The sequence below is a fragment of the Rhizobium sp. 62_C5_N11_2 genome, assembly GCF_051811185.1.
GTDB lineage: Bacteria > Pseudomonadota > Alphaproteobacteria > Rhizobiales > Rhizobiaceae > Rhizobium > Rhizobium leguminosarum.
Window position 1 is genome coordinate 611,568 of record NZ_JBPWPW010000001.1, and the last position, 22,281, is coordinate 633,848.

Consider the following 22,281-nt stretch of genomic DNA (forward strand, 5'->3'; position numbering starts at 1 on the left):
GTTTGACGGCAGCCGGCAAACCCGCGTAGTCTCCGCGCGGACATTACTTCGCTGCGGGGGAATTCGCGATGTTTATTGCGCTTGGCGTCATCGTTCTGGTCGCGCTCTATCTCATCTTCATCTACAACGGCCTGGTTCGCGCGCGGCAGATGGCGGAAGAGGCCTGGTCGGGCATCGACGTCCAGCTCAAGCGCCGCGCCGATCTGATCCCGAACCTGATCGAGACGGTCAAGGGTTATGCCGCCCATGAAAAGTCGACGCTTGAAGAGGTGGTTGAGCTCCGCAACAAGGCGCAGGCCGTTCCATCAGGCGATGTCGCCGGCAGGGCGCAGGCGGAAGGCCTGCTCGGCCAGGCGCTCGGTCGTGTCATCGCGCTCGCCGAGGCCTATCCCGATCTCAAGGCCAACCAGAATTTTGCCGAGCTCCAGGCTTCGCTGGAAACCATGGAAGGCGAGTTGCAGATGGCGCGGCGTTACTACAATGGCGCGGCCCGCGACCTGAACGTCAAGGTCGAAAGCTTCCCGTCCAATCTCGTCGCCGGCCAGTTCGGATTTTCGAAACGGGAATATTTCGAAATCACCAACGAGGCCGATCGCGCCGTCCCCACCGTGAAATTCTGACGATCCGGCATTTTGCCTTTGCCCGAAAGCGATTAAGAGCAAGGGCAGATTTGCGGCCGGCTAGAGCATTTCGCGCTTTAAGGTCGCCCCATGGACGGAAGAAACAGCATGACACGCACAGCCAAACTCACGATCATCCCGCCTGGCAGGCCGCTTTCCGGCCGCGCCATGCCGCCGGGCTCCAAGTCGATCACCAATCGCGCCCTGCTGCTCGCCGGCCTTGCGAAGGGCACCAGCCGGCTGACCGGGGCCCTGAAGAGCGACGATACGCGTTATATGGCCGAAGCGCTGCGTGCCATGGGTGTCGCAATCGACGAGCCTGACGATACCAGTTTCGTCGTCACCGGCAGCGGCAGGCTGGTGCCGCCCAAGGCGCCGCTCTTCCTCGGCAATGCCGGTACGGCGACACGCTTCCTGACAGCGGCCGCGGCTCTGGTCGACGGCACCGTCATCGTCGATGGCGACGAACATATGCGCAAGCGCCCGATCGGCCCGCTGGTCGAGGCGATGCGCACGCTCGGCATCGATGCGACCGCCGAGACCGGCTGCCCGCCGGTCACCGTCAGGGGCACCGGCCGCTTCCAGGCCGACCGCATCCGAATCGATGGCGGCCTGTCCAGCCAGTATGTCTCCGCGCTGCTGATGATGGCGGCCGGCGGCGACCGGCCGGTCGACATCGAACTCGTCGGCGAGGATATCGGTGCACTCGGCTATATCGATCTGACCACGGCGGCGATGAAGGCTTTCGGCGCCAAGGTCGAGAAGACCAGCCCGGTCACCTGGCGTGTCGAGCCCACCGGCTACCGCGCTGCCGATTTCATCGTCGAGCCCGATGCCTCGGCTGCGACCTATCTCTGGGCGGCCGAAGTCCTCACTGGCGGCGCGATCGATCTCGGTGTTCCCTCCGATGCCTTCTCGCAGCCCGATGCGCGCGCCTATGACATCATCGCCAAATTCCCGCATCTGCCGGCAGAGATCGACGGCTCGCAGATGCAGGATGCCGTTCCGACGCTTGCCGTGCTTGCCGCCTTCAACGAGACGCCGGTTCGCTTCGTCGGCATCGCCAATCTGCGCGTCAAGGAATGCGACCGCATCCGGGCGCTCTCGACCGGCCTCAACTGCATTGTTTCAGGGCTCGCCCGCGAAGACGGCGACGATCTGATCGTGCAGTCGGATCCCGCACTTGCCGGCAAGCGTCTGCCGGCGGATATCGACAGCTTCGCCGATCATCGCATCGCCATGAGTTTCGCGCTCGCCGGGCTGAAGATCGACGGCATCACCATTCTCGATCCCGATTGCGTCGGCAAGACCTTCCCCGCCTATTGGCGGACGCTGGCGGCACTCGGCGTGACCTATCAGGACAACGATTGACGAAACGCGCAGCCGAGGCTGCCGGCGGGAGACAGGGATGGGGCGTCGGTTTTTCGGATTTTGCTTTGCACTGCTGTTGATGCTCGCCGCCCCGGCGGCCTTTGCCGCCGAGGTGATCGACAGTTTTGCCTCCGACATTACGCTCGAAAAGAGCGGCGCGATGACGGTGACGGAAACGATCACCGTCAATGCCGAGGGCAATCAGATCAACCACGGCATCTTCCGTGATTTCCCGCTCTATTTCACCGATGCCGCGGGCCGCCGCCGCAGCGTCGATTTCGATATGGTGTCGGTCCAGCGCGATGGCGATAACGAGCCCTGGCACACCGAATCGATATCAGGCGGCATCCGCATCTATGCCGGTTCTGCCGACGTGACCGTGACGCCGGGCCGTCATCGATACGTCTTCACCTACAGGACCAATCGCCAGATCCGCTATTTCGACGATCACGACGAACTCTATTGGAACGTCACCGGCAATGGCTGGATCTTCCCGATCCGCTTGGCCACCGCGACGGTGAAGCTGCCGCCCGGCGTCGGCGCGACGGAGACGGCCTTCTTCACCGGCCCCCAAGGCGCGACGGAAAAGAATGCCCGCGTCAGCGAGAGCGGCGCTGGCCTGGTCTTTTCCACCACCGCGCCGCTTGATGCCCACGAAGGCCTGACCTTCGCGATCCGCTTGCCGAAGGGGTCGATCGATCCGCCGAGCGCGGATATGGAAAGCACCTGGTGGTTGAAGGACAACCGCAATTATTTCATCGGCTTCGGCGGCCTGATCCTCGTTTTCGCCTATTACACGCGCTCCTGGCTGAAGGTCGGCCGTGATCCCGCCCGCGGCGTCGTCGTGCCGCGCTGGGACGCGCCCGATGGTATCTCGCCGGCGCTGGTCAATTATATCGACAATAAGGGCTTCTCCGGCGAGGGCTGGACGGCGCTGTCCGCCACCGCGCTCAATCTTGCCGTCCGCGGCTACGTCAAGCTCGAAGACCTGAAGAATTCGATCGTCATCCAAGGCACCGGCAAGCCGCTCGGCAAGGAGAAATTCCAGGCCGGCGAAATCGAATTGCTCAAGGTTGCCGGCGGTGCCGGCTCGACGCTGACGATCGACAAGGCGAATGGCGAGCGGGTGAAATCCGTCGGCCAGGCCTTCCGTTCGGCGATCGAAAAAGAGCATCGCGGCAAATATTACAATTCCAACCTGGCTTATACCGCAGGCGGCATCGCGCTCAGCGCCGCGGCCCTGGTGATCCTGTTCGTCTTCGGTTCGCTGGCGCCGGACACCATCGCGCTGATGCTGATCCCGAGCGCCATCTCGGTCTTCGTCGCGGTGTTCGCCGCCGGCCTCGTCAGGTCGTTGCATCGCGGCAAGTCACTGTTCGGCAAGATCATCGCCATCATCGCCGCCGCGGTCGGCGTTTTCGTCGGCATCAGCATTCTGGCGACCATGGTTCTGGCGCTTGCCTCCTCGCTGGTGGAACTGCACGAAACGCCGATGCTCTTTGCCGTCGGCGGCATCGTGCTTTTGAACATCCTCTATTTCTTCATCATGGGCGCGCCGACCCCCCTCGGCGCCAAGATGATGGATGGCATAGACGGCCTGCGCCAATATCTGACGCTTGCCGAGAAGGACCGGATGAACACGGCAGGCGCTCCGGAAATGTCGCCGCGGCATTTCGAGACGCTGTTGCCCTATGCGGTGGCGCTCGGCGTCGAAAAGCCTTGGTCGCGCACTTTCGAAACCTGGCTTGCGGCGGCCGCTGCCGGCGCGGCTGCTGCCTATGCGCCCGCCTGGTATTCCGGCAACTTCAACAGCGGCAGCTTTTCCGATCGCATCGGCGGCTTTTCCTCGTCCATGGCCTCGACCATCGCGTCGACGATTCCCGCGCCGCCGCCATCGAGTTCCTCCTCCGGTTTTTCCGGCGGCGGCTCGTCGGGAGGCGGCGGCGGAGGCGGCGGAGGCGGGGGCTGGTAAGCTTTCCCGCTTGACCTTTTAGCCCTTGGCCCTTAACCGCCAGACAGAAAAGGAAAGGGTCGCGCATGAAGGTTCTGTTGATCGGATCGGGCGGACGCGAGCATGCGCTCGCCTGGAAGCTGGCGCAATCGCCGTTGATGACGGAATTCTACGCCGCACCCGGCAATCCCGGCATTGCCGAACACGCCGTCCTCGTGCCGGTTGACATCGAGGATCACGAAGCGGTCGCGGCCTTCTGCAAGGACAAGGCGATCGATTTCGTCGTTGTCGGCCCGGAGGCGCCGCTGGTTGCCGGCCTCGCCGACCGGCTGCGCGCCGATGGCCTTGTGGTTTTCGGTCCTTCCGCTGCTGCAGCCCAGCTCGAGGGCTCCAAAGGCTTCACCAAGGATATCTGCGCCCGCTACGACATTCCGACAGGCGCCTACCAGCGTTTCAACAATGGACCGAAGGCCAAAGCCTATATCCGCGCCGAGGGCGCGCCGATCGTCGTCAAGGCCGATGGTCTTGCCGCCGGCAAGGGCGTGACGGTTGCGATGACGCTGGACGAGGCGCTGGCGGCGGTCGACGACTGTTTCGAGGGCGCCTTTGGCGCTGCCGGCGCCGAAGTCGTCGTCGAAGCCTATCTCGATGGCGAGGAAGCGAGCTTCTTCTGCCTCTGCGATGGCAAACATGCGCTGCCGCTTGCAACCGCCCAGGATCACAAGCGGGTGGGCGAGGGCGATACCGGCGTCAATACCGGCGGCATGGGCGCCTATTCGCCGGCGCCTGTTATGACCGCCGAAATGGTCGAGCGGACCATGAAGGAGATCATCGAGCCGACGATGCGTGGCATGGCCGAGAGCGGTCATCCCTTCTCCGGCGTCTTTTTCGCCGGGCTGATGATCACCAAGAAGGGGCCGGAGCTGATCGAATACAATGTCCGCTTCGGCGATCCCGAATGCCAGGTGATGATGATGCGGTTGAAGAGCGATCTCCTGCCGCTGCTGCTCGCCACCGCCAATGGCACGCTCGATCAGGTCAAGGCCGAATGGAACGACGATCCGGCACTGACGGTGGTCATGGCCTCCAAGGGTTATCCCGGCGCCTACGAGAAGAACACGCCGATTCTTTCCGTGCCGGATGCAGGCGAGGGCGAGAAGGTGTTTCATGCCGGCACGGGTCTGAAAGACGGTGCACTGGTTGCGACCGGCGGCCGCGTGCTGAACGTCACCGCGTCAGGCGGCACGGTCGCCGAGGCCAAGAACCGCGCCTACGCGCTGCTCGACAGGGTGAGATGGGAAAACGGCTTCTGCCGGCGCGACATCGGCTGGCGGGCGATCGAACGCGAAACGGGCTCGGAGTGAGTATAAACCGGCCCGTTCTTTAAATTTTTACCCTTTCCCCTGACGGGATGGAAACAAAGCTGCGCTATACCGCTCCCAAGATGAGACGGAGTGGCATTGATGCGTCAGATTTTCCTCGGTGCGGCAATCCTGCTGATGGCAGGCCCTGTGATGGCGTCCTCGATAGAAGTGGTCGGCAAGATTGCGCCGCGCGCTGAAGGCAGCATCGTCACCGAAAGCTGTGCCGATTGCCCGCCGCTCCAGGCCGAACTGACCAAGAAAGACTATACGGTGCCGGAGCTGAAGCCCGGCGCTTTCCAGGCAAGTGAAGTCCGCGACGTCGGCGGCGAAAAGAAGGTCTATCGCACCGAAGGCTGGATGGGCGGCTCGCCCGTCGTCTTCGTCAGCAAGGCGACGCCTGAATCCATGATTGCGGCCGCGCCGCCAGCGGCGCCGGTAGACGGCATCGACATGAATGCAACCACCGCGGCCGTCATTGGCGGCGACGCCAGGCCCGTTGCGGCAGGTATGGCGGAACAACCAGCAGCGATTAACGTTTCCGAGTTTAAGCTGCGTTTCTAAAAAAGTTCCCTGCCCCTGCCTGATCAAGGTTTCGATCGCTTGGGGTTCCACCACCGGTGGACGAATGCACCCTCGATGAGCAGCGGGGGTGCATTCCTGTTTTGAAGTGCAATTATAAGCGGCATCGAGAAGTCGTCGTCGGAAATTACCAAGATCATCGGCGTCATCGACGAGATCGCCTTCCAGACCAATCTGCTGGCGCTGAATGCCGGCGTCGGGGCAGCCCGCGCCGGCGAATCCGCCAAGGGTCTTGCGGTCGTCGCCCAGGAAGTCCGCGAGCTTGCCCAGCGCTCGGCTGTTGCGGCCAAGGAGATCAAGGATCAGATCGCCCGCTCCTCCAGCCAGGTCGACCATGGCGTCCGTCTGGTCGGCGAGGCAGGCGAGGCGCTGAAGCGCATCTCCGACCAGATCGAGGCCGCCAACGAGATCGTCGCCAAGATCGCCCACAGCGCCCCCGAACAGGATACGACGCTGCGCTCGATCTCCTCGTCGATGAATCAGCTCGACGCCGCCACCCAGCAGAACGCCGCCATGGCCGAGGAGACCACGGCATCGGCCGAAACGCTGGCCAGCGATACTGACGAGCTGATCGATCTCATCCGCGGCTTCCGTGTCGGTGCGCCACAGCACCGCCAGGCCGAACCGATGCGCCGGGCCAGCTGAGAACTTTAGAAGCAAATGATATGGACCGCCGGATGAAAATCCGGCGGTGTGCCTTGTAACTCTACCCCTTGATTTTGAGGGAAGTTCGCATCGCATTCAATAAAGTTAAAGCTTTTTTATAGGGTGGGCATCAATTGTTACTTACCCGGTCGCAGCATGTTTATTTTAGCAGCGGTAGACGCGTCGTCTTGTTTGGCGCGCTCGCACAGGCGGTAGAAAACCGCACCGGAATGCAGCTATCCATTCCCGTTGCGAGGCGTCATGAAAAATTTGAAGATATCGAAGCAGCTCATATTGCTGGTCGTCGGCCTGATGATCGCCTTTGCGATCGCCACCTCCCTGCAGATCCGATCCTCGGTCGATGCGATCTACAAGGAGCGTTATGACATGCTCCGCGCCGAGGTTCAGTCGGCGGTCTCGGTTCTCAAGCTTTACCAGGCCAAGGTAACCGTGGGCGAAATGACGCTCGAGGATGCCCAGAAGCAGGCCTACGCCACCGTCAACGGGATGAAATACGATCCGGACGGCTATTTCTTCGGTTATAGCTACGACGTCCAGATGGTATTCCACTACGACGCCTCGAAAGTCGGGCAGATCAACAAGGGCCAGCCGGACAGCAAAGGCAAGCTCTATCGCGATGAGCTGGTCAAGCTCGGGCAGCAGGGCGGCGGTCTCGTCGAATATTATTCCACGGTCAAACCGGGCCAGCCGGCCGGCGATTACCGCAAGACGGCCTATGGCCAGGCCTTCGATCCCTGGAAGGTCGTCGTCGTCACCGGTGTCTACATGGACGATCTCGATGCGCAGATAAACAGCACGATCCTCACCGCGCTCTCCGGCAGCATCGTTCTGTTCTTCCTTGCCATGACGGCCGCCTACATCGTCATCCGCGGCATATCGGGACCTCTCAACAACGTCCATGCCGCCCTGAAGGCTGTCGCCGAAGAGGATGTTTCGATCGCCATCCCGCATACCAGCATGAACAACGAAGTCGGCATGATGGCGAAGGCGACGCAGTCGCTGCAGGAAAAGATCAGGGAACGTCATGCGATGTCCGATCGTGAGGCGGCCCAGCAGCTGGCGCTGGAAAACGAGCGCGAAACCAATCTGCGCCAGCAGCAGGATGAAGCCACGCTGCAGGCGCGGGTGGTGACGACGATCGGCCAGGCGCTGGAGATGATCGCCCGCGGCGACCTCACTGTCCGCTGCGCCGATCTCGGCCAGAAATACGCCGCCCTTCGCGACAACTTCAACGATGCGCTGTCGCATCTCGAAGCCGCCATGGCCAAGGTCAGCGCCAAGGGCACCGACATCGGCACCAGCAAGGAAGAGATCCGCCGCGCCTCCAACGAGCTGTCGCAGCGCACCGAGCGCCAGGCCGCCAGCCTCGAGGAAACCTCGGCCGCGCTCGACGAACTCACCGTCGCCGTCCGCCAGACAGCCGATGGCGCCCATGAAGCCAGCAAGCGTGTCCACGCGGTCAGCACCGAAGCCACCCATAGCGATGCGATCGTCACCCAGGCGATCGAAGCGATGAGCGGCATCGAGAAGTCGTCGTCGGAAATTACCAAGATCATCGGCGTCATCGACGAGATCGCCTTCCAGACCAACCTCTTGGCGCTGAATGCCGGCGTCGAGGCGGCCCGCGCCGGCGAATCCGGCAAGGGTTTTGCGGTCGTCGCCCAGGAAGTCCGCGAACTTGCCCAGCGTTCCGCCGCGGCCGCCAAGGAGATCAAGGACCAGATCGCCCGCTCCTCCAGCCAGGTCGACCACGGCGTCCGTCTGGTCGGTGAGGCAGGCGAGGCGCTGAAGCGCATCTCCGACCAGATCAAGGCCGCCAACGAGATCGTCGCCAAGATCGCCCACAGCGCCTCCGAACAGGATACGACGCTGCGCTCGATCTCCTCGTCGATGAACCAGCTCGACGCCGCCACCCAGCAGAACGCCGCCATGGCCGAGGAGACCACGGCATCGGCCGAAACGCTGGCCAGCGATACTGACGAGTTGATCGACCTCATCCGCGGCTTCCGGGTCAGTGGCGAAAGCGCCGCTCCGGCCATGCATCAAGGTCGCCGCGCCGCTTAAACGGCGCGGGGACAAAAGCGTTTTTATCACCAAATTTTTAGCGGCCGTCGGTTCTCCGGCGGCCGTGCCATTTGAGGCTCAATGCGCGATACGGTCGATCAGTTCCTCGATCTGGTGATCGGAAAACACCTCGACGCCATCAGCTTTCAGCGCCGCCGCCGTCACGCCGTGGCCGGCCTGCTTGCGGCCGGAAAACGTGCCGTCATAAATGAAAGCCGAACCGCAGGACGGGCTGCCGTCGATGAGCAGCGCATAGCGGCAGCCTGCCTGTCGTGCGAGCGCCACGGCATTTTCCGCCGCCTGCAAGAACTCTTCCGTCACGTCGGCGCCCGTCAGCTCGACAACCCGCGCCGTGCCGGCCAGCACCTCTTCGCCGGTTGCGGCATTTGCGATCTCGGCCGGCGGCCGCGGCACCTTCATGCCTGCCGACATCTCCGGACAGATCGTCACCAGCCGGCCCTCGGCCTGCCATGTCTCGATCACAGGATGAAGCAACCGCTTCGCCCGGCCGTCATAGCGGACGGCCTGGCCCATAAGACAGGCGCTGACAAGAATCTTGCTCTGCATGTCTCTTGAATAACGCGATGACGGCGGCAATGCCAGACCGCCGATGGCGGCCGAATATCACCCCGAGATCTTCGAGAAATCCGCAACCGTTCCCGTCGCTTCGCGGATCAGCCGCAGCAGGGCGAGACGGTTGGCGCGGATGGCGGCGTCCTCGTCGTTGACGAGCACGTCTTCGAAGAAGCGGTCGACCGGGCCGCGCAGCTTGGAAAGCGCTTCCATTGCCGAGCGGAAGTCTTCCCCGGCGACGGCGTCCGAGGCATCCTTCGAGGCGCTGGAGATTGCGGCGAACAGTTCCTTCTCAGCATCGAGCTTCAGAAGCGCTTCCGAAACGCCATCGGCGATCACGGTGCCCTTCTTTTCCTCGGCGGCGAGCAGCTGCGTCGCGCGCTTGGTGCCGGCGAGCAGGTTCTTGCCGTCCTCCGAGGTGATGAAGGCCGTCAGCGCTTCGACGCGGCGCGCCACCATCAACAGGTCGTCGGCATCTGAAGTCAGCACGGCGTCGATGAGATCGTGGCGGGCGCCCTGGTCGCGCAGATAGACCTTGAGACGGTCGTGGAAGAAGGAGAGCAAGTCGCCATCCCTTGTCGTTGCCAACAGCGGCAGGCGGATCTTTCGCTCGAGCAGGATCCTGACCACACCGAGTGCTGCCCGCCGCAGCGCAAACGGATCCTTCGATCCCGTCGGCTTTTCATCGATCGCCCAGAAGCCGATCAGCGTATCGAGCTTGTCGGCAAGCGCGATCGTGATCGCCACTCTGTCCTCCGGCACGCGGTCCGACGGACCCTGCGGCTTGTAGTGGTCCTCGATCGCGGCGGCAACGGAGGCATCCTCGCCCTGCAGCGCCGCATATTTGCGGCCCATCAATCCCTGCAGTTCCGGGAATTCGCCGACGGCTTCGGTGCGCAGATCGGCCTTGGCGAGCACGGCGGCGCGATCGACCAGAGCCGCGTCGGCACCGGTGATCTTTGCCAGCTCCTTGGCCAGCGCCTGGATGCGAGCGACGCGCGCTCCCTGTGTGCCGAGCTTGGCATGGAACGTCACGTCAAGCGCATCGAGCTTGGCCATGCGCTGGTCGAGCGGCTTCTTGATGTCGAGGCCGAACTTTGCCGCCGAAGCCGTGAGCGTCTCGAGATCCGGCAGATTGCCCTGGTCGCGTTTCCAGAAATGCAGCGCATCCGAAAGCCGGGCCCGCACCACCTTGCCGTTGCCGTGGACGATTTCCTTGCCGCCGTCGCTTGCCTGGATGTTGGAGACGAGGATGAACTTGTTCGAAAGCGTCTCTTCACCCTGTTTGCGAGTGACAAAACACTTCTGGTTGGTCTTGATCGTCAACCGGATGATCTCGGAGGGGATCGAGAGATAATCCTCCTCGAAACTGCCCATCAGCACCTGCGGCCATTCGACGAGGCCGGAGACTTCCTCCAGCAGGCCTTCGTCTTCCACCAGCTCCAGCCCGTTGGCAAAGGCGATGTCGCGGGCGTCGTGCAGGATGATGTCCTTGCGCCGCTCGGCGTCGAGGATGACCTTGGCCTTTTCCAAGTTCGCCGCATAATCGTCGAAGCGCCGGACGGTGATCGCATCGGGCGCATGGAAGCGATGGCCGTAGGTGATGTTGGAAGCGGTAATGCCGTCGATCTCGAAGGGGATGACGGTGGTCTCCTCATGCTCCGGGCCGAAGGTGCAGACGATCGACTGCAGCGGCCGCACCCAGCGCAGCGCACCGGGCTTCGACGAGGCCTTGCCCCAGCGCATCGATTTCGGCCAGGGAAAATCGCGGATGATGCCGGGCATGACATCGGTGACGATCTCTTCCGTCGCGCGGCCGGGCTTGGAGATGACCGCGACGTAGAAATCGCCCTTCTTCGGATCGCTCACCACCTGCGCCTCGGAGACCGAGGAAAGGCCGGCGCCGCGCAGAAAACCCTCGATCGCCTTCTCGTTGGCGTCGGTGCGCGGCCCCTTGCGTTCCTCGCGCACATCGGCGGAGCGGGCCGTCAGGCCGTGAATGTCGAGCGCAAGCCGCCGCGGTGTCCAGTATTCGCGCGCCCCCTCGTAGGACAGACCCGCTTCGACAAGCGCATCGGTGACGAGCTTCTTGAGGTCGCCGGCAGCCTTGCGCTGCATGCGGGCCGGAATCTCTTCGGAGCGGAGTTCGAGAAGAAGGTTTGGCATGTCGAATTTCCTTGCCTCCCGCGACAGGGGAGGGATGGCATGGGCGCCGGGTCAAAACGTTGCTTCTGCTAGCAAAGAATGGCGCATCTGCACAACCGCAAAATCGCCGCCTTTCCGGCATGCTTATCCTGTGGATCGGCGCCTAGCCGTAAACTCCAACATTGCCTTGCCGCTTTTCGCCGCTATGGTCCCGCCACCTCTGACGAAACAGGAAATCCCATGGCCGCAGACCTCCGTTTTCTCGCAGCCCGCATCTCCGCCGAAATCAACGCCCGGCCCGAACAGGCCAAAGCCGCCATCGAGTTGCTAGATGAGGGTGCCACCGTGCCCTTCATCGCCCGCTACCGCAAGGAAGTGACGGGCGGGCTGGACGATACGCAGCTGCGCAATCTCGCCGAGCGGCTGGTCTATCTGCGCGAGCTCGAAGCCCGGCGCGACGCGATCGTCGAATCGATCACCGGCCAGGGCAAGATGACCGACGAGCTGATGACCAAGGTCACTGGGGCCGAAACCAAGGCCGAGCTCGAGGATCTCTACCTGCCCTATAAGCCGAAGCGCCGCACGCGGGCCGAAATCGCCCGTGAACGCGGCCTCGGCCCGCTCGCCGAGACGATCCTCGCCGACCGCGCCAGGGAACCGGCGGTCTTGGCCGAAGGCTTCGTCACAGCTGACGTGCCCGATGTGAAGACGGCGCTCGAAGGCGCGCGCGATATCATCGCCGAAGGCATTGCCGAAAATGCCGACCTGCTCGGCAAGTTGCGCGCCCATATGCGCCAGGCCTCGTTGCTGAAGGCGAAAGTCGTCGACGGCAAGCAGGCGACCGGCGAGAAGTTTTCCGACTATTTCGACCATTCCGAACGCTGGGCGACGGCGCCGGGCCACCGCGCGCTCGCCATGTTGCGCGGCTGGAACGAGGAGGTGCTGACGCTGACGATCGAGGCCGACGCCGAAACCGCCTCTCCGAACAAGCCGGTCGAACGCATGATCGTGGCGGCCTACGAGATCGGTACCAGCCGTCCCGGCGACCGCTGGCTGATGGAGGTCGCAAGCTGGACCTGGCGCGTCAAGCTTTCCATGTCGCTCTCGCTCGACCTGATGCGGGAACTGCGCGAAAGGGCCGAGGAAGAGGCGATCCATGTCTTCGCCCGCAATCTCAAGGACCTGCTTTTGGCCGCGCCCGCCGGCTCGCGCGCGACGATGGGCCTCGATCCCGGCATCCGCACCGGCGTCAAGGTCGCCGTCGTCGACGGCACCGGCAAGGTGGTGGCGACATCGACCGTCTATCCCTTCCAGCCGAGGAACGACGTGCGTGGCGCCCAGGTCGAGCTCGCATCGCTGATCCGCAAGCACAATGTCGAGCTGATCTCGATCGGCAACGGCACCGGCAGCCGCGAAACCGAAAAGCTGGTGGCCGACATGCTGGCCGAGTTGCCGGCGCCGAAGCCGACCAAGGTCATCGTGTCGGAAGCCGGCGCCTCGGTCTATTCCGCCTCGGCAACCGCAGCAGCGGAGTTTCCCGATCTCGACGTGTCGCTGCGCGGCGCCGTCTCCATCGCGCGGCGCCTGCAGGATCCACTGGCCGAACTCGTCAAGATCGAGCCGAAGTCGATCGGCGTCGGCCAGTATCAGCACGATGTCGACCAGCAGAAGCTGTCGCGTTCGCTCGATGCCGTGGTGGAAGACGCGGTGAATGCCGTCGGCGTCGATCTCAACACTGCGTCTGCGCCGCTGCTGTCGCGCGTCTCCGGCCTCGGCCCGTCGATCGCCGACGCCATCGTCCGCCACCGCGACAGCGAAGGCCGTTTCGAGACGCGAAAGGATCTCCTGAAGGTCGCCCGCCTCGGCGGCCGCACCTTCGAGCAATGCGCCGGCTTCCTGCGCATTCCCAACGGCAAGGAGCCGCTCGATTCCTCCTCGGTGCACCCGGAGGCCTACGGTGTCGCCAAGAAGATCGTCGCCGCTTGTGGCCGCGATCTGCGCGCGCTGATGGGCGATAGCGCGGTGTTGAAATCGGTTGATCCGCGCCAGTTCATCGACGAGAAATTCGGTCTGCCGACGGTGAAAGACATCATCGCGGAGCTGGAAAAGCCCGGCCGCGACCCGCGTCCGAGCTTCAAGACCGCGACCTTCGCCGAGGGCGTCAACGAAATTTCCGACCTCCAGCCCGGCATGGTGCTGGAAGGCACGGTGACCAATGTCGCCGCCTTCGGCGCCTTCGTCGATATCGGCGTGCACCAGGATGGTCTGGTGCATGTGTCCCAGCTTGCCGACCGCTTCGTCAAGGATCCCCACGAGGTCGTCAAGGCGGGTGATGTCGTCAAGGTGCGGGTTGTCGAAGTCGATGCCAAGCGCAAGCGCATCGGTCTTTCCATGCGACGCGATGACGGCTCATCAGCGCCGCCGCCGCGTGGTGATTCTCGCCCAAGCCAAGGGTCGCGGCCGCAGAACGAGCGCCGGCCCGCGGCTCAGAAACCGGAGAGCCAGGGCGCATTCGGCGCGGCACTTGCCGAAGCCATGAAGCGAAAATAAGGGTTTAACCGGCATTTCGGCAAAAATGCAACAGTTTGGCAGCGTTCTGAACGGAGTGCTAAATCCGGCGCTTGTAAGGCGAAAGAGAGCTACTAAGTTGATGTGACCATCCTGTCACATTTGCGAGGCGTCCATGGCGTCGGCATTCTTATCGATCGTCCAGCAAATCGTCCGCAAGGGTTCATTGAAACTTACCCTTGCCAATGGCGAAACCCATACTATCGGCGACGGCACGGGTGAAACCGTTGTCGCCCGCCTTGCCGATCAGGAGGCCGAGGACGCCATCCGGCGCGACCCGACCATGAAGCTCGGCGAAATGTATATGCAGGGCCGGTTCATTCTCGAACAGGGCAACATTTACGATTTCCTGTCGCTGGTGAAACAGAACACCACCAACGAAATCTTCGATTTCAAGATGGCGGCTCTGCTCCTCGGCCGCATTGCCTGGCAGCAGCTGAAGAGCCGCGTGCCGGTCAATCGCAACAAGCACAATGTCGCCCATCATTACGACCTGTCGGCCAAGCTCTTCGATCTTTTCCTCGACGAGGACTGGCAATATTCCTGCGCCTATTTCGAGCCGCCGGGCATTGGTCTCGACGAGGCGCAGCTCGCCAAGAAGCGCCATATCGCTGCCAAGCTTCTGCTCGAGCCGAATCAGCATATCCTGGAGATCGGCTCCGGCTGGGGCGGCATGGGCATGTATCTGACGGAAGCGACCGACGGTGCCGATTTCACCGGCATCACGCTGAGCGAGGAACAGCTCAAGGTCTCGCGTTTGCGCGCCGAAAAGCGCGGCCTTGCCGACCGTGTGCGATTCGAACTGCAGGACTACCGCACCATGACGGGCAGGAAGTTCGACCGCATCGTCTCGGTCGGCATGTTCGAACATGTCGGTATCGGCAACTACGGCAATTTCTTCCGCAAGGTATCGGATCTGCTCGATGACAACGGCGTCATGGTGCTGCATTCGATTGGCCGTCCGAAGCCAAGCTTCGGCACCAATGCCTTCATCGAGAAGTACATCTTCCCCGGCGGCTACATCCCCTCCGTCGGCGAGGTCGTGCCACCGCTCGAAAAAGCCGGGCTGCTGGTCAAGGATATCGAAATCCTGCCGATGCATTATGCCTATACGCTGCGCCACTGGCGCGAGCGTTTCGTGACGCGCAAGGCTGAAGCGGTGGCGCTTTACGACGAGCAGTTCTTCCGCATGTGGGAATTCTATCTGGCTGGTTCCGAAATGGGCTTCCGCTGGGACGAGCTCTTTATCCTGCAGATCCAGGTCGCCAAGAACCAGTTTGCCGTTCCCGACAATCGCAACTACATCGCCCGCAACGAAGCCAAGCTGAAGGAGTTCGAGGCGAGGCGCGCACCGTTGGAAAAGGTGACGTTCTGATCCCGCGGAGGGGCCGCTTCCGCTGGCGGTTTTGCCGAGGGACCGCTTCCAATGAAAGGACGTGCCGATGAGCAGTGCGTTTCCCGAGATCTACCTGGTCCGCCACGGTGAAACCGAATGGAGCCTGTCCGGGCGCCATACCGGACGCAGCGATATTCCCCTGACGGCGAACGGCGAGGAGGCCGCCCGCAAACTCGCCGACCGGCTGGCGGGCCCTACCTTCTCCGCCGTCTGGTCGAGCCCGTCCGCGCGGGCCCGCAAGACCTGCACGCTCGCCGGATTCGGATCGGGCGCGGTGATCAAGGACGATCTCGCCGAATGGGACTACGGCGCTTATGAAGGTATCACCACCAAGGCGATCCTTGCCGACCGTCCGGCTGGCAGCTCTTTCGCGACGGCTGCCCGAATGGCGAGTTCGCCGCCGATGTCGGTGCCCGCGTAGACGCCGTCATCCATGCGCTTCGCGAAACGGCCGGCACCATTTTGATCTTTTCGAGCTCGCATTTCCTGCGCGTCCTTGCCGCCCGCTGGCTTGGCCTGCCGCCGGAAGACGGCGCGCGCTTCGTGCTCGATACGGCCAGCATCAGCGTGCTCGGCTACGAACACGATCTGACCGAACCGGTCATCCGCCGCTGGAACCAGCGTTAGCTACAATCGTCTCCCTCACCGCCGTGGTTAACATTGGGGTAACGAGATCGGGATAAATGTAGCGGCCGCCGCCCTCCGCGGCTTTGTTTTTGCGTTTTCTGGAGTGCGGACGTGTCTCATCGATCAGTCGTATCGATCCCTTTGGCTATTGCCCTTTTATCTGCCAGTTCGGCCGCCGCCCAGGAAAGCGGCCAGCACTTCTGGTCCGGCGACTGGTATCTGAGCGTCGGCGTCGCCGGCTTTTCCGCCCCGAAATTCGAGGGCTCGTCGCATAATGAATTCAAGTTCAGCCCGCTGATCTCGGTCGGCCGCCAAGGCGCCGGCCCGCGTTTTTCGTCGCGCAATGACAATCCGTCCTTCGCCCTCATCGACAAGGGCGCCTTCCGTGCCGGCATCGTCGGCAGGTTCGTCCCGTCGCGCGATGACGGCGACGGCAGCGAGCTGAAGGGCTTGAAGAAGGTCAAATGGGGGGCGGAAGCCGGCGGTTTTGTCGAAGTTTACCCGACCGATTTCCTTCGCGCCCGCGCCGAAGTCCGCCAGGGCATCCGCTCGCATGACGGTATCGTTGCCGATCTCGCGGTCGATGCCTTCACCGATATCGCGCCCGACCTGCAACTGTCAGGCGGCCCGCGCGCGACCTTCGCCACCAGCGGCTATTACGACGCCTATTATGGCGTCAACGCCAAGCAGGCGGCGGCAAGCGGCCTTGATCCCTATAAGCCCTCGTCGGGCATCCAGTCCTATGGCGCCGGCACGGCGCTCACCTGGAAGGCGACGGAAAACCTCTCGGCCAGTTCCTTCCTCGAATATAAGCGGCTGGCAGGTCCTGCCGCCGACAGCAGCCTCGTGCGCGAGCGCGGCTCGAAGAACCAGGTCCTGATCGGCGTCTCGGCGACCTACAAGTTCAATTTCTCACTGCAGTGATTGACGGCGCTGCGGGTCCTTTCAGGCGCGCGGCGCTGCAACACTTTGAATTTACGTATATTTTATCCTTAAATCGATTCCGATCGAAGGAATGATGCAACTGGCAATACAATGATCGCTTCTTGACCGGATCGGCGGCCCGCCGCTAGATGAGCGGCATGCACGATACTGGCGACTTCAACGATCGCGTCTCCGACGCACCTTCCGATAACTGGGTCTACCGGATCCTGCCGCCATGGCTTTGGCCCTATGCGCAGCTCGCGCGCTGGGATCGCCCGATCGGCTGGCAGCTCTTGATGTGGCCGTGCTTCTGGTCGGCGACCCTTGCCGCCAACGCGGCGATCGGCGAGGGGATCTATTCCGGCAGCCTGCTGGTATCTCACCTGTTCCTCTATTTCATCGGCGCGGTCGCCATGCGCGGCGCCGGCTGCACCTACAATGATCTCGTCGACCACGAGATCGATATGGAAGTGGCGCGCACGCGGTCACGTCCGCTCCCCTCCGGCCGCGTCACCCGCCGTCGGGCAAAGATCTTCATCGGCTTGCAGGCGCTGGTCGGCCTCTTCGTGCTGCTGCAGTTCAACTGGCTCAACGTCTTCCTCGGCGTGCTCTCGCTCGGGATCGTGGCGTTTTATCCCTTTGCCAAACGCTTCACCGACTGGCCGCAATTCTACCTGGGGCTTGCCTTTTCCTGGGGTGCGCTGATGGGGTGGGCCGGAATTTTCGGCGGCCTCTCCTTTGCAGCCATCCTGCTCTACGCCGCCTCCGTCGCCTGGACGATCGGTTACGACACGATCTATGCGCATCAAGACAAGGAGGATGACGAGCTGATCGGCGTCCGGTCCACTGCGCGCCTGTTCGGCGACAGGACGCGGCAATGGCTGATCGGCCTTTATGGACTGACGCTGGTGCTGATGTTCATCGCTTTCGCTCTCGCCGGCGCCAATCTCATCGCATTTCTGGGTCTGCTCGGTGCGGCCGGCATGTTCGCCTGGCAGATCGTCCGGCTCGATATCGATGATGCCGACCAGTGCCTGGCGCTCTTCAAGTCAAACAACCGCGTCGGCCTGATCATCTTCTTCGGCCTCTTCATCTCGCTGTTGTTTGCCATTCCCTGATTGGGACGACGAATGAAACGATAAACCCGGCGCGGGCGCCGGGTTTCAAAATGGTTCCGAAGCGACGTCGCCAAATGGAACTGTCGCGTTTTTGTTCAGTTGCGGGCGATGATTTCCTTACCTTCGATCTTCATCGCGACGCCCAGCCGGCCGGTTGTACGGCGCACGAGGAAGCGCGGACGGCGATTGGCGAAGTAGGAATGACGGCGGCGAGGCTTGAGGTCGCTGGTGCGCAAGGCACCGATATGGTCTTCGAGCGGCCGGGCGACGCCGTCGGCCTCGACCATCAGCATCGGAATGCGGAAGGCTTCGGACCAGCTGCGCCAGTCGGCGGCGATGTCGCTGAGATCATGGGCGACGAGCAGCGGAATGCAGAGCTCCGGATCGGAGTGATGGAGTTCGAGGGTTACGGTGACATCGCCGTCGCCATGGTCGATGGCGCGGGCGGCGACGCCCTTGAAAACGCGCTTCGGCAGCGCAATCGATAGCGGCAGGCCGCTGGAGGGGAGGACCTTGCGCAGGACCGCACCGCGTTCGTCTATCGTGATATTGACGTCATCCGAACAATCGTGGATGGCGTAGCTGACCTGCTGGGGAAAGCGGGACGGATCGAGGCGCAACGTCGTGCCAGCCCAAGCGGGCTTCATAACGGGATTGTTCATTTCATTCTACCCTTGTCTTACCTGAGAGCCGATTTCCGGTCTTCTCCTTGGGACTTTTCGTCCTCTATGGCCGACAATAGGCAGCCGCCCTTCCGTACAGCTTAAAAATTGCGGTTAAGAAAACTTTGCCTCCTCTGATGGTTATCAAAACCGAATCCGGCAGGGTTTCCGGAAGGTGAACGGCGTGGTGTCCTGAAATGATGCATCCAGAGGTAAGCCTCAGGTAAGTTTTCCATGGCAAAATGTGCTCACCAGCAGTTCGTCGTTCTTTTAGAGATTTTGCCGAAAAGGGCGCTTTTTATGATCACGGCTTCCCTCGCTTACACGATCCTGTCGCGAGATATGACGTCCAGCCTCAACAAGGTTGCGTCGCAAGCGACGGTCAAGAAGGATGCCCAGTATTACGCTGACCATATCAACAAGGTCACGTCAGTCGACGACTTCCTTGGTGACTACAAGCTCTACAGCTATGCGATGAAGGCCTATGGTCTCGAGGACATGACCTACGCCAAGGCCTTCATGAAGAAGGTGCTCGAGAGCGATCTCACCGATCCCAACAGCTACGCCAACAAGCTTTCCGATACGCGCTACCGCGAGTTCGCCGCCGCCTTCAATTTCAACGAGCCGGCCAAGGACGTGCAGACGGACGCGCAGGAGGACGACCTCATCGGCCTCTACAAGCAGTCCTTCATCGATGCCGACAAGGCCGCGACCGCCGAGAGCACCTATTACAGCAACAATATCGATAGCGTGCAGACCGTCGACGACCTGGTCAACAACACCCGGCTGCGCACCTATGTGCTGAAGACCTTCAAGATCGATCCGACCTATGCGTCGAAGGATTTTCTGCGGCAGGTGCTGACGAGCGATCTCAGCGACCCCACGAGCGTCGTCAACACCCAAGGCGGCGACAAGTACAAGGCGCTTGCCGCCCAGTTCAGCTTCAATGCGGATGGCACTGTCAACGGCACGGCGCAGACCGCCGCGCAGAAGGCCTCGGTCATCGAGTCCTACACCCTGAATTCCCAGTCCCTCATCATCGACAATTCGGTCGGTTCGGATGTCTACTACGTCGGCCAGACGGCGGCGGACTACAACAAGGCCTATTACACCGCGAAGATCGGCACGATCACCAATGTCGACGATCTGGTCGCCGACAAGCGACTGACCTCCTACATCACGACGGCCTATAGCATGGGCGCCGACTTCACCGCGGCAGCGCTGCGCGCGGTGTTGACCGATCCCGGTTATGCCCAGCTGATGGGCTTTACCAATGTCTACAATGCTTTCAACTTCAAGGCTGACGGGTCGACCTCCAACACGGCGCGCGTCCAGTCGGTCGATCAGGCAAACAGCCTGAAGGCAGCGGCATCGAGCACCAACAACTATTATACCGTCACCTCGCAGTCGACCGGGATCACCAATGTCGACGACCTGCTCGCCGACAGTGTGCTGGCCCGCTACATCAAGGATGCCTATGGGCTCGGCACGAGTTTCAGCAATGCCGACCTGAAGAACATCCTGACCGATTCCGCCTATGCAGCGGCCCAGGGGCATGCCGATCTCAATGCCGACTTCAACTTCCAGGCAGACGGCTCGATCAATGGTTCCGTGATCCAGACCGCGGCGCAGCGGAAGTCGACCACCGACAAGTCGGCGGCGAACGCAGCGCATTTCAACAGCATGATCGGCAATGTCACCAATGTCGATGACATCATGTCCGATGCTGTTGCGGTCAGCTATATCAGAAACAGCATGCAGATCGCCGACAGCGTCTCCGATGCGACGTTGAGGACTTTCCTCGTCGACCGCACGGCTGCCAGCGCCCAGGGCTACAGCGACGTTCACGACCTCTTCAATTTCAAAGCGGACGGTTCGGTCGCGACCCTTTACGCCTCGCAGACGGCAACCCAAAGTGCCAGCACTGCCAGCAAGGCCGACAATGCGGCAGTCTACTACCAGTCGACCATTGCGGGCATCTCAAACGTCGATCAGTTGCTGACGGACCAGAAGCTGAACAATTTTGTGCGCAACGCCTACGGCATCCCGTCGACGGTCAGCGACGTCGCTCTTCGCAATATCCTGACCGATCAGAGCGGCACCGGCACCTATGCCGACGTTGCCGCCGCCTTCAACTTCAAGGCGGACGGCACGCTTGAGGACGGTATGGCGGCGCAGACGGCCAGCCAGATCAGCAGCACGAAATTTACTGCCTCAGCGCGGACGGACGACTATTCCGCCCGGATGGCGACGATCGGCAATGTCGATGATCTCATCGCCGATGGCACGATCACCAATTTCCTGAAGAGCATCTACAATCTGCCGTTCGATATCTCGGACGCCGATCTGAAGAGCATCCTGACCGATGCGACGGCGGCTGCCGCAGCCGGCCACGCCGATCTCAACGCCGACTTCAACTTCGCCGCCGACGGATCGCTTCCTGTCGTCAGTTCGGTCCAGACGGCCGACCAGGCGCAGACCACCAACGACAATTATGCGGCGCGTTATGACGACGAACGCGACGAGGCGATCGACGAGGTCGCATCCAACTACCAGAAGCTTATGGCCGACAGCAGCAGCCTGCTGAATTTCTCCGACGTCAAGGCCGTCAATGATTTCCTGCGCAGCAATTCGTCCGCCGATTTCAGCAAGGGCAATGACAATCTGCCGGATCTCTACCATGTGGCGCTGCAGGCTTTCGGGCTGACCGACCAGGATGTCCCGCGCTCGATGATGCGCAAGATCCTGACGAGCGATGCCTATGATCCGGATGGCTATATCGCCTCGCTCAAGGATGAACGCATCACCAACCTTGCCCGCGCCTTCAACTTCGGCCCCGACGGCAAGGCGGCATCACCCTTCCAGGCGCTTCCCGACGCGACCATGGCCAAATACGCCACCGACTATAAATCGCATATCACCATGCTGATGAAGGACGGTCCGGTGAAGGACAAGGCCTCGAAAGATGCGACGGCCGAAGTCGACTATTTCGCCAAGGGCATGGCGAAGGTGAAGTCGCTCGACGATTTCCTGGATGACAGCCGCCTGACCGACCTGGTGCTGAAGGCGAACAATCTTGACCCGAAGGATTACGACAAGGCCACGCTGAAGAAGATCTTCACCTCGGATCCCGACGACAAGAAGAGCTACCTCAACACCAAGGCCGATGCGCGTTTCCAGGATATCGTCGCCGCCTTCAACTTCGACAAGGACGGCAATCTGACCCGCGCCAAGATCGGCACGATCCAGAACAAGGCGGCCGAGGACCACACCCAGGAACTTTACGTCCAGCAGACGATGGAAGCCCAGCAAGGCGAAACCAACGACGGCGTGCGCCTGGCGCTCTATTTCAGCCGCAAGGCCTCGAGCATCACTTCGATCTATTCGATCCTCGGCGACAAGGCGCTTTATCAGGTCATCACCACGGCCTACAGCCTGCCATCGCAGATCTCGGGCATGGATGTCGCCAAGCAGGCCGATCTGATCAACCGCTTCGTCAAGCTCGAGGATCTCCAGGATCCGAAGAAGGTCGACAAGCTGCTGCGCCGGTTCACCGCCATGTACGATGTCCAGAACGCTGCCCAGCAGTCGCCGGCGCTGATGATCCTGAACGGCGGCGGCACGCAGCAAAGCTGATCGCCCTGACCTGCTGC

Annotated in this window: 14 protein-coding genes and 2 pseudogenes; 13 read left to right on the plus strand and 3 right to left on the minus strand. The window is 62.0% G+C overall.

Features of this window, described 5'->3' with window-relative positions:
* The first annotated feature begins 68 nt into the window (after positions 1-68).
* From AB8B31_RS03040 to AB8B31_RS03070, 7 genes and pseudogenes are all read left to right on the plus strand, one after another.
* Positions 69-620: a LemA family protein gene (locus AB8B31_RS03040; RefSeq protein WP_018245022.1), complete on the plus strand. Its 552-nt coding sequence runs from the start codon at positions 69-71 to the stop codon at positions 618-620.
* A 108-nt stretch (positions 621-728) separates the two neighbouring features.
* Complete coding sequence (locus AB8B31_RS03045; RefSeq protein WP_018245023.1) at positions 729-1,991, plus strand: 3-phosphoshikimate 1-carboxyvinyltransferase; 1,263 nt, start codon at positions 729-731, stop codon at positions 1,989-1,991.
* Positions 1,992-2,028: 37 nt separating this feature from the next.
* The gene (locus AB8B31_RS03050; protein ID WP_018245024.1) at positions 2,029-3,963 is read left to right on the plus strand and encodes a DUF2207 domain-containing protein; all 1,935 of its coding nucleotides are present in this window, start codon (positions 2,029-2,031) and stop codon (positions 3,961-3,963) included.
* A 65-nt stretch (positions 3,964-4,028) separates the two neighbouring features.
* The gene (purD, locus tag AB8B31_RS03055) at positions 4,029-5,306 is read left to right on the plus strand and encodes a phosphoribosylamine--glycine ligase (RefSeq protein ID WP_018245025.1); all 1,278 of its coding nucleotides are present in this window, start codon (positions 4,029-4,031) and stop codon (positions 5,304-5,306) included.
* A gap of 99 nt (positions 5,307-5,405) precedes the next feature.
* A complete protein-coding gene (locus AB8B31_RS03060; RefSeq protein ID WP_026188638.1) occupies positions 5,406-5,867 on the plus strand; it encodes a plant virulence effector HPE1-like domain-containing protein in 462 nt (153 codons plus the stop codon).
* A gap of 114 nt (positions 5,868-5,981) precedes the next feature.
* Positions 5,982-6,530: pseudogene (locus AB8B31_RS03065) on the plus strand (methyl-accepting chemotaxis protein); the annotation flags it as partial.
* Between the two features lie 261 nt (positions 6,531-6,791).
* Positions 6,792-8,615: a methyl-accepting chemotaxis protein gene (locus AB8B31_RS03070; RefSeq protein ID WP_018245030.1), complete on the plus strand. Its 1,824-nt coding sequence runs from the start codon at positions 6,792-6,794 to the stop codon at positions 8,613-8,615.
* Between the two features lie 78 nt (positions 8,616-8,693).
* On the opposite strand, the gene AB8B31_RS03075 is transcribed toward AB8B31_RS03070, so the two are convergent.
* Together AB8B31_RS03075 and glyS are read right to left on the minus strand one after the other, a co-directional pair.
* Complete coding sequence (locus AB8B31_RS03075; protein ID WP_018245031.1) at positions 8,694-9,182, minus strand: DUF523 domain-containing protein; 489 nt, start codon at positions 9,180-9,182, stop codon at positions 8,694-8,696.
* A 57-nt stretch (positions 9,183-9,239) separates the two neighbouring features.
* Positions 9,240-11,354: a glycine--tRNA ligase subunit beta gene (glyS, locus tag AB8B31_RS03080; RefSeq protein ID WP_018245032.1), complete on the minus strand. Its 2,115-nt coding sequence runs from the start codon at positions 11,352-11,354 to the stop codon at positions 9,240-9,242.
* Positions 11,355-11,573: 219 nt separating this feature from the next.
* Between glyS and AB8B31_RS03085 the strand changes: the two genes are divergently transcribed.
* The 5 genes and pseudogenes from AB8B31_RS03085 (at position 11,574) to ubiA (ending at position 17,966) form a co-directional block, all read left to right on the plus strand.
* Entirely contained in the window at positions 11,574-13,883 is a 2,310-nt protein-coding gene (locus tag AB8B31_RS03085) for a Tex family protein (RefSeq protein WP_018245033.1), read from the plus strand.
* A 133-nt stretch (positions 13,884-14,016) separates the two neighbouring features.
* A complete protein-coding gene (locus tag AB8B31_RS03090; protein WP_018245034.1) occupies positions 14,017-15,276 on the plus strand; it encodes an SAM-dependent methyltransferase in 1,260 nt (419 codons plus the stop codon).
* A 67-nt stretch (positions 15,277-15,343) separates the two neighbouring features.
* Positions 15,344-15,924 (plus strand): annotated as a pseudogene (locus tag AB8B31_RS03095) (histidine phosphatase family protein).
* Between the two features lie 111 nt (positions 15,925-16,035).
* Entirely contained in the window at positions 16,036-16,848 is an 813-nt protein-coding gene (locus AB8B31_RS03100) for a MipA/OmpV family protein (protein ID WP_018245036.1), read from the plus strand.
* A gap of 158 nt (positions 16,849-17,006) precedes the next feature.
* The gene (ubiA, locus tag AB8B31_RS03105) at positions 17,007-17,966 is read left to right on the plus strand and encodes a 4-hydroxybenzoate octaprenyltransferase (protein ID WP_020493423.1); all 960 of its coding nucleotides are present in this window, start codon (positions 17,007-17,009) and stop codon (positions 17,964-17,966) included.
* A 95-nt stretch (positions 17,967-18,061) separates the two neighbouring features.
* Here ubiA and AB8B31_RS03110 read toward each other — a convergent pair whose 3' ends face one another.
* Entirely contained in the window at positions 18,062-18,628 is a 567-nt protein-coding gene (locus tag AB8B31_RS03110; protein ID WP_018245038.1) for a DUF6101 family protein, read from the minus strand.
* 300 nt (positions 18,629-18,928) lie between these two features.
* Between AB8B31_RS03110 and AB8B31_RS03115 the strand changes: the two genes are divergently transcribed.
* Positions 18,929-22,264, plus strand: a complete 3,336-nt coding sequence (locus AB8B31_RS03115) for a DUF1217 domain-containing protein (RefSeq protein WP_439007348.1) — start codon at positions 18,929-18,931, stop codon at positions 22,262-22,264.
* Positions 22,265-22,281 lie beyond the last annotated feature (17 nt).